This is a genomic window from Spiroplasma chinense, assembly GCF_008086545.1.
In the GTDB taxonomy this organism is placed as follows: Bacteria; Bacillota_I; Bacilli_A; order Mycoplasmatales; family Mycoplasmataceae; genus Spiroplasma_A; species Spiroplasma_A chinense.
In genome coordinates this window covers 120396-134918 of record NZ_CP043026.1, presented here as the reverse complement: position 1 = coordinate 134918, position 14523 = coordinate 120396, and the positions used below count along the sequence as shown (strand labels likewise).

The following is a 14523-nucleotide window of genomic DNA, read 5'->3' as shown; positions in this document are numbered from 1 at the left end:
AAATTCCTTTCTATTTATTTAATAGGAAACCAAGTTCAGCTGGTGCTTCTAATTTTGGTTCAACTCCCGAACCAATTAAGTGACCCATAAATAATTCTATTCCCATTTCTTTCAATGCTTTAAAGATTATATATGTATCTACTTTAGTTGCAACAACTTGTGCATCTATTTTTTTAGCTATCTTAATTGCATTTGAAACTATTTGTGCATTTTCTTCAATTAAATTTACTTTTTTAATAACATTTCCTTCAATAAAAATATATTCTGGTTTATAAATTGGTATTAAACTGTAGTCTGCTTTTTCTGAACCAAACTCTTGAATTGCAGTTTTGATTCCTTTTTCTTTTAGGGATTGAATATTTTTTTCTAATCTTTCTCTATCATCAACTTCAATTGTAATGTCAAAAGTTAAAATTAATTTACTTAAATTAATTTTATAAGATTTTAATTTTGATAAGAACTCGTGAATATCAAAATCTTTTTTTGATAAATAACTTATATCATAACCAATAAATGAATAAGCATCATTTATTTTGTTTCTATAAATTGATTTAATCCCACTCAATGCTAAGAAACGAGTAAAGATTGTTGTTAGTCCAAACTCACTTATCAAATTTTTTTGTTCTTTAAATAAGTTTGAATCTATTTCAATTCCTTCTACCATGTGATTTATATATTGGTAACCAAAATCTCTTTGTTTTAAATCATAAATTGGTTCAAAGATTGGTGAAGAGTGGTTTAAAGAAACAACTTCATTTAAAGTAAGAATTTTTTTAGTTCTATTTCTTTCATTTAAATATTCAATAGGATCTACAAGAGTTACTGTACTTATAAGTTCTGAAGCTTGTTTGTTTTGAATTGATCTATTAAATTCAAACAATGTATCTAAACTGTTTGAATTTAATCCGTAAATTGAAAGTGCAGCTTTAATTTTTACACTTACTTTATATTTATCAACTTTAAAAGTTGAACTAATACTTGAAACTATTTTTTCAATTTTAATAAATATATTTTTTGTACTTTCACTGTCACTAACTTCTTTAAAGTTATTGGCAGGGATAAATACTCCAAAAGTTTTATAGTTAGGTTTGAAAAATACAGCCCCTTCAAAGTTTTCTTTAATTTTTTCATAAGACTCTTGAGCTATTGAAGTTGTAACGTGCTCACGAATTAAGTTACTTACTTTCTTTTCAAATAAATCATAATTTGAAATAAAATAAGTCAAATAGAATCCATGTCTAATTTTTTTACTTTGAATAGTTTTTAATATTTCTTCATGAGCATTTGCTTGGTTCAAGAAATATTGGTGGTCATATACAACAACATTTTGAAGTTGTAGTGCGTGATTGTAAATTTGATTAATAATTGATAAATAAGCATAGGTTAAATAACCTGTACCCAATCAAATCATTAGTGTCATTAAAAAATTTGCAGATTCTTCTGATTTAATTTTTGGCATCATAAGAATTAATCCTGAAACCAAAAGAGAAATTGTAATTAAAGACCAAGATGTTCAATTATCAATTTTTTTTCAAAAAATACCTATTAAATAAAGAATTATACATATTGAATATCCTCAAGCAACAAACATAGCTGTTTCTGTTGATTCAATTTTTCCAAAGTATAGTGGGAAAAGATATGGAAACAAGAATAAAGCTATCATATTACAAGCCAATACCCCAATAGTTGCAAATGGTGAAATAAACAGTAAAGCTGTTCAAAACAAAAATATAGGTAATAAAATAGTTAGTAAATAGTTTTTGTCATCACCCATAGCCAATGACAAAACAATAGTTCCAAAGACTGAAATAAAACCAAGTCCAATTCCTAAAACTATTTCATAGTATATTTTTATTTTAATAAATAAGTGTCTTGATAGGCCATATGTTACTGTATAAACAAAAGCTGTAATTGCAGTATAAGAAAGACATGCGATAAGCGCTGATATAAAATTCATTTAGAACTCACTTACCTTTCTCATAAGTCAATAAGACAAAAAAAATGGTGGAGATGGCGGGAATCGAACCCGCGTCCAAAATACTCCGAACCATGACATCTACAGTTTAGTTTCTTCTAACTTACACTATAAACCAACAGAAGAGACTAGATTTAATTCATAGCGTTAGCAATATTGATTCGACCCTGCTTATTGCTAAAATCACAAAGTCTATTGTACTAGGTAATACGATTAATTGATGAAGTACAAAAACACCAATTAACGTTGAATTGCTATTAAACTCTAAAAGGGTTTAATTAAGCTGCTAAAGCAACTCCAGCTGATGCATTATTGATCATGAATGCTGGCATTTCAAATTCGTTTTTGTTTTTGTTTGCATTTTATCAAACCTAGAAGTATTATGGTCTACCAAACCACTGCAGTCATGGGTTAGATGTATCCTGTCGAAACCAGGACACCCCCATACACTTATTATAAAACAAAAACCTATTGTAATACAATAAGTTTTATTCTCTAAACTAAATTTTTAAGCAACAAAAAACACATAATAATGGCATATATTATGTGTTTTCAATTACATTTACAATAAAAACTACTCTTGAAGCACCCGGATAATCTATATGAACGTGCACAATACCTGGATATATTCCAATTAAATCAAACTCTACTCTTAACAAATTATTAAAAGTCACTTTTACTTCAGCAATATAAATATCTAAAGAACTCACTGTAAAAGTTGCTTGTGGGTAAGGATTTGCTATCATTACTACAATAGATTTTGTTTCTCCCACTAAAATTTCTTGTGATTCTACTTTATCTATTAAAGGAACTCTTCAAACATCTACTCTGAAACTTGTGCTTTTCATACCTTTTGTTGAAATCTTTAAACTACTATTTCCAAATTTAATTCCTGTTATGTTTATATAAGTTGATGTTGAAGATAAGGTGAATAGTGAAGTATCTTCAGATTCAAAAGTTAAATCAGTATTATTTACCCCTCAATCAGCAATTGAAATTCTTACACTTTGATTAACAAAGACATTTTGATCTTCAACAAAAGGTAGTGAAGGTAAATCAGAAACAAAAACCTCGAAAGATACTTGATTGTAATTACTTAATTGTATTGTTATTAATGATTTTCCCTCTTTTAAACCAACCAATTTAATTTTGTTATTATTTAACTCAGCACTTGTTATATCTTTATTTTGATTTTCTAATTTAAAAACAGGATTTTCTATATTTATAACCTTTATATTAATTTCTTTAACTTCATCAACCAATAAATCAATATTGTCTATTGGTAAAACTTCAGGTTCTTTTTCTTCTTCAAACACCGTCACCTTGAAACTAAAACTATTTGAAGTTTCGGGATTAACTGTTACATTTGTTTCGCCAACTTTCAAACCCTTAATAATTAATATGTTTTTTGAAACGGAAATTTCAATTAAAGAATCATCACTTATATTCAGATTTGAAAAATCTTGTTCTTTGTTTTGGGTTTGGATTTCAACTTCAATTGAATCATTTACCAAAACAAATTGGTCACTCATATTAATGTTTTCATTTTCTTTTAAAGAGAGAGTTTGTTCAAAACTATTTTCTTCACATCATACAAATTGTGCGGTTTTATTAAGCACTAGTTTTGAAGGTCTATAAGTTACTTCAATTACTTCGTCTTTTGCTTTTGCAATTACAAATAAAACTTGGTCTACACTTTTTGGTTCTTCTTGCTCAACAAAAATGTTTTCTTCTTTTATTAATAATATGTTTTCATTTACTATAGAGGCTGCACTTTGTGCATCCTGATAGTTATTATTTTCATTAACTATTCTCTGCACATGATTTTTTAGTAACTTTAAAGAGTTTGAAGATTCAAAACGATAAGAACCAAAACCCAAAATAGCTATAAATACTATAGCTGTTGTCATTAAAATTATTCAAATTAAAAATGCTGCAATTAACCTCTTCATACCTTACACCTTTTCTTTTTAATAGATTTGTAATTTATATGATTTGTAATTGCTATATAAAAAAATGTTTTTCTTACCCTATAAAAACATTTTTTTAGATTTTTAAAATAGCCCTAATTGGTTTAATAATATTATACAAAAAAAATACACATATGTGTTGTATATTATAAGTTTTATCTTAAAACAACTTTACTACATCTATAATATATAATTAAAAAATGGAGTGATAGAATGAAAAGACAAAAATCAATAGATATAGCATTTTGTTCGGCAATACTTTTCTTTATAGCTAGTGCCTTTACTTTATCTTATATCTCTTGTACCATGGGAATCATGGGAGAAGAAAACACTCAAGTAAGTATTGAGTATAAATTATTTCAAGATGTTACATACTTATCAGATTGGTATGTAGTGTTTGCAGTTGTTTATTCCACTGTTAAGATCTACTTAACAGCTACAAGAAATAAACCTGTTTATTTTAAATATTTTGACCTATCTTTATGTGCTTTTGCATTAATTACAATGATTATTGCAACCATTGGAGTATTTATGGATATAGCACCACCTTTTACATCAGATGTAATGTGATATAGATTTTCTGTAATTCACTATATAACACCAATTGGTTTTTTAATTTACTTAAGTTATTACCAATTAAATTATATTTACAGTGTAAAAGAAATAATATTGGCAGGTATTCCAAATGCTTTAATAGTTTTAACTTATGTTATTTGAATTTCATTTACTTTTTCAGATAGTGTATTGAGAACAACAAATGTTCCATTCCCTTATGAAGCTGTAGCACCTCAAGTTGTAGGGGTTCAAATTTATGTAACACTTTGCATCAGTGCTGTATTTGGATATGGAATTGTTACAAGTTTATCTGCACTTGTAAATAATGCAATATTAACTAAATTTAGAGGACCGATTTATGGTCAACTGTACTTTAAAAGAGATATTTTTATTGATGAAGCACTTGCAGATTAAAAAACATTTTAACCTTAAAATTAAAGGTTAAAATGTTTTTTATTTTATCAAAGTTCTTTTCCCTTACATCTTCCATATATAAGTTGGTATATAATAAGCAAAGAAAGGTATTAAGAAAAAATGAATAGAAATAAAATTGTCGATATAATTTTTTGTTCAACAATGCTCTTTATGATATTTTTAGCATACACTCTTTCATACATCTCAACAACAATGGGAGTAATGGGAGAACCAAAAGGTGCTGTAAGTATTGAGTCAAGAATTTTCGAAGACGTTACTTATTTATCAGTTTGATTTGCAATATTTGCTGTAATTTATTTTGTTACAAAATTATATCTAACCATTACAAGAAAAACTTCAGTTTATTTTAAATATTTAGATTTATCATTTTGCTCTTTTGCAATGATAACTTTTGTAGTTGGAGTAACTGGTGTTATCATGAAAATTGGTCCTCCAATCACAACAGATGTTGCTTGATTTAGATTTGTAACTATACACATTTTGGTTCCATTTTCAATTTTAGGTTATTTAAGTTACTTTCACTTAAATTACATCTATAGTCTAAAAGAAATTCTTTTAGCAGGAATTCCAAATGCGGTTATAGTCTTAGTTTATGTCTTTTGAATAACTTTTGTTTTTGCAAAAGGAGTTGAAAGATCAACTAATGTAGGTTTCCCATATCCTGGGGTAGCTGCAGAAAAAGTTGGACTGGGAGTATATGTTTCTCTTATATTTTGTGGTTTAATCGGTTTTTGAGGAGTGACAAGTTTAGGTGCTGTTGCAAACAACATCTTATTACTTAAATTCAGATGTCCAAAATATGGTCAACTGTACTTTAAAAGAGATATATTCTTAGAATTAGAACAAAACGCATAAAAAAATCCTCTTTGAGGATTTTTTTATTTAATTTTTTTTATTTTTAAAATACCCTTCTAAAACATCTCTGTATATATTTAGCTTACGCATGTCTTTTTCTGCATTGAAACTATCTTTGTTAACATCAGGATGTAATTTTTTTGCCATGAACCTAAATGCTTTTTTAAATTCTTCATAACTACAATCTTCTTTTAGAGAGAGAAAGTTAAGAGCCATAATAACTTCATAATCTAAATTACTATTTGTTTGATTTTTTTCATATTCTTCTTCGTAAGTTTCTTCAAATTCTTCTTCACTATAAGAATATTGATTATGGTAACTTTCACTTTGTTTATATGGGTTTTTATAATGCTCATAAAAACTGTAAAAAACAGCTTGTATGTCAGTTATAAATTTTTTAACAAAATGGGACCTATTGGTGAAATTAAGTATTTTTCTCATTTCATAGTTAGAATCAATATCCTCTGTCTTTTTTAAGTAATCATTTATTTCATTACAATAATTCTGAAAAAAATCATTAGAAATTGCATAAACCATCATATAAAAATTATGATCTTCAAGTAGAAATTGTTTTGTTTCCATATAATAATCAGTAAGCGCAGACTCTAAATAGGATGCAAAATTTAAAGCAAATTTTGTATAATTTATAGTCGCTAATTTTTTTAATTTTTCATGAACATTATTGAACTTAAATATATCTATAAAGTCTTCGGGTTTTACAAAAATAGGAAATACTTCAACGTTAAAGAATCTATTATCTCTTGTAAAGGTAAATGTTCTTCTTCTCATAAATTCTTTTAAAACATCGATATTTTGAAAACTTGTTCATTCTTCTTTTTTAAAGGTCTTGTTTATCTCACTCAATGTGTATTCAATATACAAATTATCTTGTGCGGTATCATACTCATAGATAAAGAAATGGTCTTCCACTTTTTTATAATTTTGATTTCTAGTGTTGCTTTTAGTTCTAACACCTTTTATAAGTACATATTTTTTAAATAAAAAAATACTTATCAACAAAATAATTATTGAAGCAATAGAGGCTAACACTGGTACAACCACTGCCAGTCAATATAAACTCAAAAATTCTACTTTATAATCTTTAACGTAATCGCCTATTCCATCATAGATATTGCCGTTATAATAACTAGTTTTAGAAAGAATCACATAATTTATGATTGAAAAAATTCCCCCAATACACATACAACCCGAGATTGCCAAGTATAGTCTCTGGATCAATTGGACTAAATCATCTTTGGAATCACCTGCAACAAAATACTTCAACCTTTTCAATTCTGGCAATCAAAGAAAAAATCTAAATCCCCAAAAAAAGTAAACCAACAATATAACAAGCATATAAATTTTTCTATATTCTCCATCATCATTAAAGGTATCATATATTGCATCATCCAAAGAATCGTCACTTATGATAAACCTCAAATAACCAATGGGAACAAATGCAAAAGCCACTCAAACAACAAGTGTAACAATTTGGGTAATAAAAATTTTTTTACTCATAACTTCCCTCTTTTTAACAGTCTTAAATTATTATATATCAATTATATAAAGTAAATTCGTTAAAACACTTTGAGTGTTACATAAAAAAATCCTCGGTGAGGATTTTTTTTACTATTTAATAGCTTCTTTTGCTGTTTTAAATACTTCTTTTAAATGTTCTGCAGATTCCTTGAATTCCTTTAATTCAAGTTCATCTAAGTCTCAGTTCACGATTTGTTCTACACCGTTTTCTCCAACGATACAAGGAACACTTACATAAACATCATTAACTCCATACTCACCTTCTAAGTAAGTACCTACAAGCATTTGACATTTTTCATCAATTAGAATTGCTCTTACTATTTTTGCAAGACAAGCTCCAATTCCGTAAAATGTTGCTCTTTTTTTCTCAATGATTTGGTAAGCTAAATGGACAGCACTGTCTCAAACTTCTTTTAGTTCAGCTTCTGTGATAGCTCCTTCTTTTACAAACTCTTTTAATGGTCTCCCCATTACAACAGCTTTACTTCAAGCTGCAACTGAAGAGTCTCCATGTTCTCCAATTAAATGAGCGTGAACACCTCTTGGTGCTACATTCATTTTTTTTGCAAGTAATTTTTGTAATCTAGAAGAATCTAGAGTAGTTCCTGAAGAAATTACTTTATTTTTTGGATATCCAGTAACTTCTTTATAAACTTGAGTTAATACATCAACTGGGTTTGACGCAATAATTGTTATTCCATCAAAACCAGATGCTTTAATACTTAAAGCAATAGTTTTCATGATTTTTGCATTATCTGCAACCATATCAAGTCTAGTTTCTCCTGGTTTTTGAGGTCTTCCTGCTGTAATTACAATTACATCTGCATCTTTACAATCATCATAAGTTCCAGCTTTTAATGTTTGAAAGGTTGTTGGCAGTACTGCTTGAGCATCTGTCATATCAATTGCATTTCCTTCTGCAAGATCGTTGTTAACATCTATAAGTACATAATTTTGTGCAATTCCTTGGTTAATAGCAGAATAAACAAAACTGGTACCAACAGAACCACAACCAACAAGGACAATTTTTTTATCTTTTTTCATTTTTACTTCTCCTTCGTACTTTTTCATAGTATCATATTTTGATTGAAATAAAAATTCAAGAAAGATATTCCATTTACTTGACAAGAAATTCAAAAAAAGGTTAAAAAAACCATATGACAAGCATATGGTTAAAGTTTGATACTTCTTGTTATTAAATTAATATTTACTATTTTGATATTAAACGTTTCTTACGTTTCCTGATCATTTTTCTCCAAAAGTTTCATTATCACCGAAAAGAGCAATCAAATCAATAATAAACATTACACCAAATGTTAAAAATCATAATATATAAGCAAAACCGTTCATTATATATAGATTTCCTGAACGATCTGGATTACTATAAGTAATTCCAAGTTTTCTCATTCCAAAAGTTTCAATTCCTCTTCCGGTATTAATTTGTTGAATAATTCCAAATACACCCAATGTTAGAAGTGTTAAAATCCAATCTAATCAATGAGCTGCAAAAATTTTTATAGCTTTCATTCGTTTTTCCTCCTAAATAAATAATACTTGAAATATCTCTATAATTTTAAAAAAGTCAATAAAAGCAGTGTTTTTTAGCAACATATAATACAAAAAAAATAACTCTTACGAGTTATTTTTAAACTATTTAAGCTTTTTTAGCTTCTCTTTGTTTTTTTAAGATTTCTCTCATGTGTGGTTTAATAACTTCTTGTTCTCCACCATACACAACATGAACACTTGTACCTTTAATAATGATACCAGTTGTTCCTCCAAGAGACATAATTCCATCTTTGTTTACTAGTGAAGAGTCAACAACTGTTAATCTTAATCTTGATGCACAAGAATCAACATTAGTAATGTTAGCTTCTCCCCCTAAGTATTCAATGATTTTTGTAGCTTTAGCAATTTGTTCTTCTACTTTAGCTGAACCTTTTGCTGAATTTTTAGCTTTTACATCTGCTCTTGTAAATAGTTTTCCATCTCCTTCACGACCTGGTACTTTTACATCTGCATATTTTACTGCAAAGTAGAATGCAAAGAAGTAAGCTGGGGTCATTAAGGCCACAATTCAAAATACGTGAACTGCATTAGTTCCTAATTGTCATGGTACTAGACCAAATACGATAAAGTCAATGAATCCACCACTAACTGTCATACCTACGTGAACTTTCATCAATCCTGTAATTCAGAAACTGATTGAAGCTAAAGGCATGTGAACTCCATAGAATAATCAAGGAGCTAAGAATAAGAAAGTAAATTCGATTGGTTCTGTAATTCCTGTTAAGAAACAAGTAAATGCAGCTGAGAAGTAAATCCCCATAACATTTTTTCTGTTTTCTTTAGGTACATTTAATCACATTGCAACAGCTCCAGCTGGCAATGCTAATAACATAAATCCAAATTTTCCTGATTGGAATCTACCTAAGTTTAATCCCATCAATGATAAGTCTGTAAATTTAACTGTTTTTTGTGCAATAACTGCATATAGAGCTGTTTGGTCACCCAATGCTCCTCATAATTTGTTGTTTTCAAATACAGTTTTTAGGTTTTCTTTTAAAGCATCTAAATTATCTTTTGTAGTACCTAAAGCTGCTAAATCTGATTTAATTCCATCTCCTAATTTTTCAAATAGATCAGGAGTTTTAGCAACAGCATCAACGAAGTTATTAACTAATTGATCGTTAATACCTCCACCAGCTGCTGATCATCATAATGGTGCATAGAAAACGTGGTGTAGTCCGAACGGAACTAGTGAACGTTCAATAATTTCGTAAACTAATGAGTCTGTTCCAAATGGAAGTTTTCCAGAGTTTACTCCAAATCAGTTTAATCCTAATCCAACCCCTGGTCAGATAAATAGGAATACAAATGATAATGGTATAACTGCAACGAATGTTACGATTGGTACTAATTTACTTCCTGAGAAGAAACTAATAAATGAAGGTAATTGAGTTTTGTGGAATTTGTTGTACATTACAGCTGCAATTGCACCAACAAAAATAGCTGCAAAAACTCCAGTATTTAATGATGTTATACCTACATTAGCTGTAATTAAAGCTGTAGGAATTCCTTTTCATCATAACATTTTGTATGAAGCAATTTCAGCACTTCCTTCAGCATATTCTGGTGTAATTAAGGCTGCTTGAATTCCATTCATAACTAGGAATCCTACAACGGCAGTAATGGCAGCAACACCCGAATCTTCAGTATAAGCAATTGCAACTGATATTGCAAATAATATCGGTAAGTTACCAAAACATACATCACCCATTTTGTTCATTACTGAACCTAAGTATCAAATACCGCTTAACTCAGCTGTATTTGCTTGGATGGTAGCTCCAACTCCTAAAAATACCCCTGCTATTGGCAGAAGTGCTATTGGAAGTAGGAACGCTTTACTAAGTTTAGAAAGGGTAGCACCAGCACTTTGACGGAATTTTTGTCATCCAGCTGAACCACTCTTTTGTTTAAGTTGTTTTTCGTTCATAACTTTTCCTTTCTTGTGTAATTAACACTACCGGTATTTTACAAAAAAAAAAAAAAAAAGCAACCTTTTTTCCAAAGTTGCTAAAACAAAGTGTAATATTTTCCAACGATTTTAGTAATTAGAAGCCGAACATGAAAGCTACACAAGTAAATGCCATTACTGCACAAAAAGTGATTGCAAATGGCAAGATATTTCTTTTAGTAAAACTTCAAATTCCTGCCAATCCACCTTTGTTTGTTTCTTTTAATGTTATTGTTGAACTTGATCCACCTTTTCTTTTAATTGAAATTAAAAGAATAACTAAACCAAGAGCAATTACTGTAAAAGTAATTGCAGCTCCTAATAAAATGTATTGTTCTTTATTCATACTCTAATCCTCTACTTAAGTTTGTTTAATCTTCTTTCGACATCTCTTTTTTTAATAGTTTCTCTTTTATCAATTAGTTTTTTACCTCGTCCAAGTCCGATTTCTAACTTAGCATAATTTCCTTTGAAGTATAGTTTCAATGGAACTAAAGTTAAATTTTCTAATTGAATTCTTTTAAGAATCTTTTTAATTTCATCCTTATGTAACAACAAAACTCTACTTCTAGTTGGGTCTTGTCCTACATAATTTGCAAATTCATATTTCTTAATATTCATATTAAGAATTTCTACAATTCCTCTTCTAATTAAAACAAAAGATTCTTCAATTGAAACTTCTTTTGCTCTAATTGATTTTATTTCAGGTCCAGTTAATACAATCCCAGCTTCTCATGTATCTAGGATTTCATAATTAAAATAAGCCTTTTTATTTTTTAAAATAACATGCTCTCCCATAAATGAACCTCCATAAATATTTTATGCTAAAACAAAGTCAATTATTCTTTTTTTAACATCTGCGTTTTTAACTTTAATTTTTACTTTTTGACCAAGTCTAAACATTTTGTTTTGTTTATTAACCATAATGTTTGTTTTTTCATCAAAAGTAAAATCTGGTAATTCACTAATGTGAATTAAACCTTCAACACAGTTTGGAAGTTGAACAAAAAGTCCGAATTTTAAAACAGCTGCAATAACTCCTTCATATTCTTCTTCAATATGTTTTGTCATATATTCTGCCATACAAACTTTGTTAACTTCTCTTTCACAACTAACTGCATTTTTTTCAGTATCATTAATTATTAAACAAGCTTTTTGAATGAATTTTTCATTTTGATCCAATTTGAATTGTCTTAAATCTTTTTCTACTAAGTATTGTTTTAAATAACGGTGAACCATTAAGTCACTATATCTTCTAATTGGACTTGTAAAGTGAGTATAACATTCACTTGCCAATCCAAAGTGACCAATGTTTTCCATTTCATAAGCTGCTTTTTCCATGAATCTAAGTAGAGTCACGTTAATAACATCTCTTTCAGTTTGGTCTTTTACTTGTTCTTCAATTTGTTCAAGAGCTTTTCTTATAGTTCTTGGATTAATTTTATCCAAATCAGTTAACTTAACATTAATTCCCAATGCTCTTAACATTGTGTGTCATTCAATTAAGTTTTCTTCTTTTGGAACACCGTGATTTCTGTACAGATAAGGTAATTCTTTTTCAAAAATAATTTGAGCAACACATTCGTTTGCACTAACCATAAAGTTTTCAATTAATTTTTCACTTATTCCTCTATCACGAGCAACAATGTCAACAACATTACTTTCTTTATCAAGAATTATTTTTGGTTCTGGTACATCAAACTCAATTGAACCTCTATTAACTCTTTGTTGGTCAATTAATTCATGCAATTCTTTTGCAACCATTAACATATCAACTATTGGTTTAGTTCTAGTTGAAGCTCCAGTTTCAAATAATTCATTAACTTCACTATAAGTTAATCTTGCTTTAGAATTCATAATTGATTCGTAAACTTTTTTACCAACCATTTTTCCTTCTTTGTCGAAATCCATTTCAGCTACCATACATAATTTATCTTCATTTGGATTTAAACTACATACTCCGTTACTTAATTTTTCAGGTAACATTGGAATTACTTTATTTGCAAGATAAACTGAGTTACCTCTAAATAAAGCAGTATTGTCTAGTGGAGAAAATGGAGTTACATAATAACTAACATCAGCAATTGCTACAAAAAGTTTGTAACCATTTGTTGTTTTTTCAACATAAACTGCATCATCTAAGTCTTTAGAATCTGCACCATCAATTGTTACAAGATTTTTGTCTAGAATTAAATTCTTTTCACGACGTTTAACAAGTGGGTCATTATAATCAATTGGTTTTGCAACAGCTTCTGCATTATCAATTGTTTGTCTATTAAAGTCTGTTTTAATATCAAATTCATAGGCAATTGAAAAAATTCTATCAACTGCTTTGTTTGCATCTCCAATAACTTTTTGAATTCTTGTAAACAATTTTCTATCTCTAACATCTAAAATTTTTACTTTTAAAATTAAATCTTTTTTTATTTTGTAATCTTTTTGATTTACCATTACAATTCTATAGTTTTTAAAACCAGGTTCGTTTGGAATAAAGTCTAAAAATCTTTTATCACGACTTTCAACTATTTCCCCAACCAAACTTGTTTTAACTCTAAGAGCAACATCTTCAATTGTAGCTTTTCATCTGTCATCACTTTCTTTTTCTACAGTAAAAACAACTTCATCAGTTGAAATTGAACCTTTTAAAGAAACTGGTGGTACAAAGTAATCGTTTTCTGGATCATTTAAGTCTTTTGCAAAACCAAATCCTTTTTCATTAATCTTTACAGTACCATATCTAAATTTGTCACCAATTTTATATATTACATTTTCCTTAGTTCAAGCCAATTTGTACTCATCTTGAAGTTCTTTAAGTGCATTTGTTAATTCATCTTGCTGTGAATTTAGTTTTTTTACTAAATCATTAAGATGAATTTTACTATCATCTGCAATTGAAGCTAAAATCTTCTCTTTCATATTATTTCTCTTTTCTAATAAAAAAACACCATTATTATAAAACAGTGTTTGTTACTATACCTATAGTCATTGTAATTACAAACATTATTATTCCCAAACTAAACATTCAGTTTGAAAGAGTTTTATCCAATCCTCTTTCTTTTGAGTTGGAAAATAGTTCATCATTTCCCCCGTTTAAGGCACTTAAACCAGTTTGTGATGATTTATTCTGTATCATACCAACTATTATCATTAGTATTGACACTACCAATGCAGATATTTCCATACTAAGTATTATTCATTCACCCATGTTCACGCCTCCAATCTTTATAATCATACTATAATTTCACCACTAAAATCAACACTTTTGAATTAGTGATAAATTTTAAAATCATATAAATATATTTGCTAAAAAATCAGCAAATGTTTTTCTATTATATCTTGTTTGATAGTCGGTTTTTTCAATATATCCGTAATTATTGTTAGTTATAATCAGTGCATTGCCATAACAATTTTTTACAATAATATCATTTAAAATCTCACTATCTTTCACTAGGTAATTCTTGAGGTATTCTTTAAATTCGTTAAACTTCTTTTTATTACGAAATTCTCCCAATCTTTTCTTTGAAAATTCCTGCTCTTTTAAAAATCTATATGATATTTCTAATAATATATCCTCAAATTTAATTTTACATTTTTTTGGTTTTGGCTTTTTTTCAAGAAATTCTAAAATTTCTTGTCCTTTGTCATTTAACTCATCTATTCTTTTCAATTTAATCTTC

13 protein-coding genes and 1 other RNA gene are annotated in these 14523 nt (G+C 28.3%); 2 read left to right on the top strand and 12 right to left on the bottom strand.

Annotated features, from left to right (window positions below):
* Positions 1-10 precede the first annotated feature (10 nt).
* The 3 genes from SCHIN_RS00630 to SCHIN_RS00620 form a co-directional block, all read right to left on the bottom strand.
* Positions 11-1957 carry an EAL domain-containing protein gene (locus tag SCHIN_RS00630; protein ID WP_166507716.1) on the bottom strand — a complete coding sequence of 649 codons (1947 nt, stop codon included), beginning with the start codon at positions 1955-1957 and terminating at the stop codon, positions 11-13.
* Positions 1958-2002: 45 nt separating this feature from the next.
* Positions 2003-2419: a transfer-messenger RNA gene (gene ssrA / locus SCHIN_RS00625) on the bottom strand.
* A gap of 98 nt (positions 2420-2517) precedes the next feature.
* The gene (locus SCHIN_RS00620) at positions 2518-3927 is read right to left on the bottom strand and encodes a hypothetical protein (RefSeq protein WP_166507715.1); all 1410 of its coding nucleotides are present in this window, start codon (positions 3925-3927) and stop codon (positions 2518-2520) included.
* Positions 3928-4158: 231 nt separating this feature from the next.
* On the opposite strand from SCHIN_RS00620, the gene SCHIN_RS00615 reads away from it, so the two are divergent.
* Both SCHIN_RS00615 and SCHIN_RS00610 read left to right on the top strand, forming a co-directional pair.
* Positions 4159-4914 carry a hypothetical protein gene (locus SCHIN_RS00615; RefSeq protein ID WP_166507714.1) on the top strand — a complete coding sequence of 252 codons (756 nt, stop codon included), beginning with the start codon at positions 4159-4161 and terminating at the stop codon, positions 4912-4914.
* A gap of 120 nt (positions 4915-5034) precedes the next feature.
* The gene (locus SCHIN_RS00610) at positions 5035-5790 is read left to right on the top strand and encodes a hypothetical protein (RefSeq protein ID WP_166507713.1); all 756 of its coding nucleotides are present in this window, start codon (positions 5035-5037) and stop codon (positions 5788-5790) included.
* 27 nt (positions 5791-5817) lie between these two features.
* Here SCHIN_RS00610 and SCHIN_RS00605 read toward each other — a convergent pair whose 3' ends face one another.
* From SCHIN_RS00605 to SCHIN_RS00565, 9 genes are all read right to left on the bottom strand, one after another.
* Positions 5818-7308 carry a J domain-containing protein gene (locus SCHIN_RS00605; RefSeq protein WP_166507712.1) on the bottom strand — a complete coding sequence of 497 codons (1491 nt, stop codon included), beginning with the start codon at positions 7306-7308 and terminating at the stop codon, positions 5818-5820.
* 111 nt (positions 7309-7419) lie between these two features.
* Entirely contained in the window at positions 7420-8373 is a 954-nt protein-coding gene (locus SCHIN_RS00600; protein WP_166507711.1) for an L-lactate dehydrogenase, read from the bottom strand.
* Positions 8374-8550: 177 nt separating this feature from the next.
* On the bottom strand, positions 8551-8856 hold the full coding sequence (locus tag SCHIN_RS00595; RefSeq protein ID WP_166507710.1) for a hypothetical protein: 306 nt from the start codon (positions 8854-8856) through the stop codon (positions 8551-8553).
* Positions 8857-8983: 127 nt separating this feature from the next.
* On the bottom strand, positions 8984-10825 hold the full coding sequence (locus SCHIN_RS00590; protein ID WP_166507709.1) for a PTS transporter subunit EIIC: 1842 nt from the start codon (positions 10823-10825) through the stop codon (positions 8984-8986).
* Between the two features lie 118 nt (positions 10826-10943).
* Positions 10944-11192 carry a hypothetical protein gene (locus SCHIN_RS00585; RefSeq protein ID WP_166507708.1) on the bottom strand — a complete coding sequence of 83 codons (249 nt, stop codon included), beginning with the start codon at positions 11190-11192 and terminating at the stop codon, positions 10944-10946.
* Positions 11193-11203: 11 nt separating this feature from the next.
* The gene (gene smpB / locus SCHIN_RS00580) at positions 11204-11644 is read right to left on the bottom strand and encodes an SsrA-binding protein SmpB (protein ID WP_166507707.1); all 441 of its coding nucleotides are present in this window, start codon (positions 11642-11644) and stop codon (positions 11204-11206) included.
* Positions 11645-11665: 21 nt separating this feature from the next.
* On the bottom strand, positions 11666-13762 hold the full coding sequence (rnr, locus tag SCHIN_RS00575) for a ribonuclease R (protein WP_166507706.1): 2097 nt from the start codon (positions 13760-13762) through the stop codon (positions 11666-11668).
* Positions 13763-13796: 34 nt separating this feature from the next.
* Positions 13797-14051, bottom strand: a complete 255-nt coding sequence (secG, locus tag SCHIN_RS00570; RefSeq protein ID WP_208057190.1) for a preprotein translocase subunit SecG — start codon at positions 14049-14051, stop codon at positions 13797-13799.
* A 75-nt stretch (positions 14052-14126) separates the two neighbouring features.
* Positions 14127-14513, bottom strand: coding sequence for a hypothetical protein (locus tag SCHIN_RS00565; protein ID WP_166507704.1), 387 nt, complete (start codon positions 14511-14513; stop codon positions 14127-14129).
* Between the last annotated feature and the right edge of the window lie 10 nt (positions 14514-14523).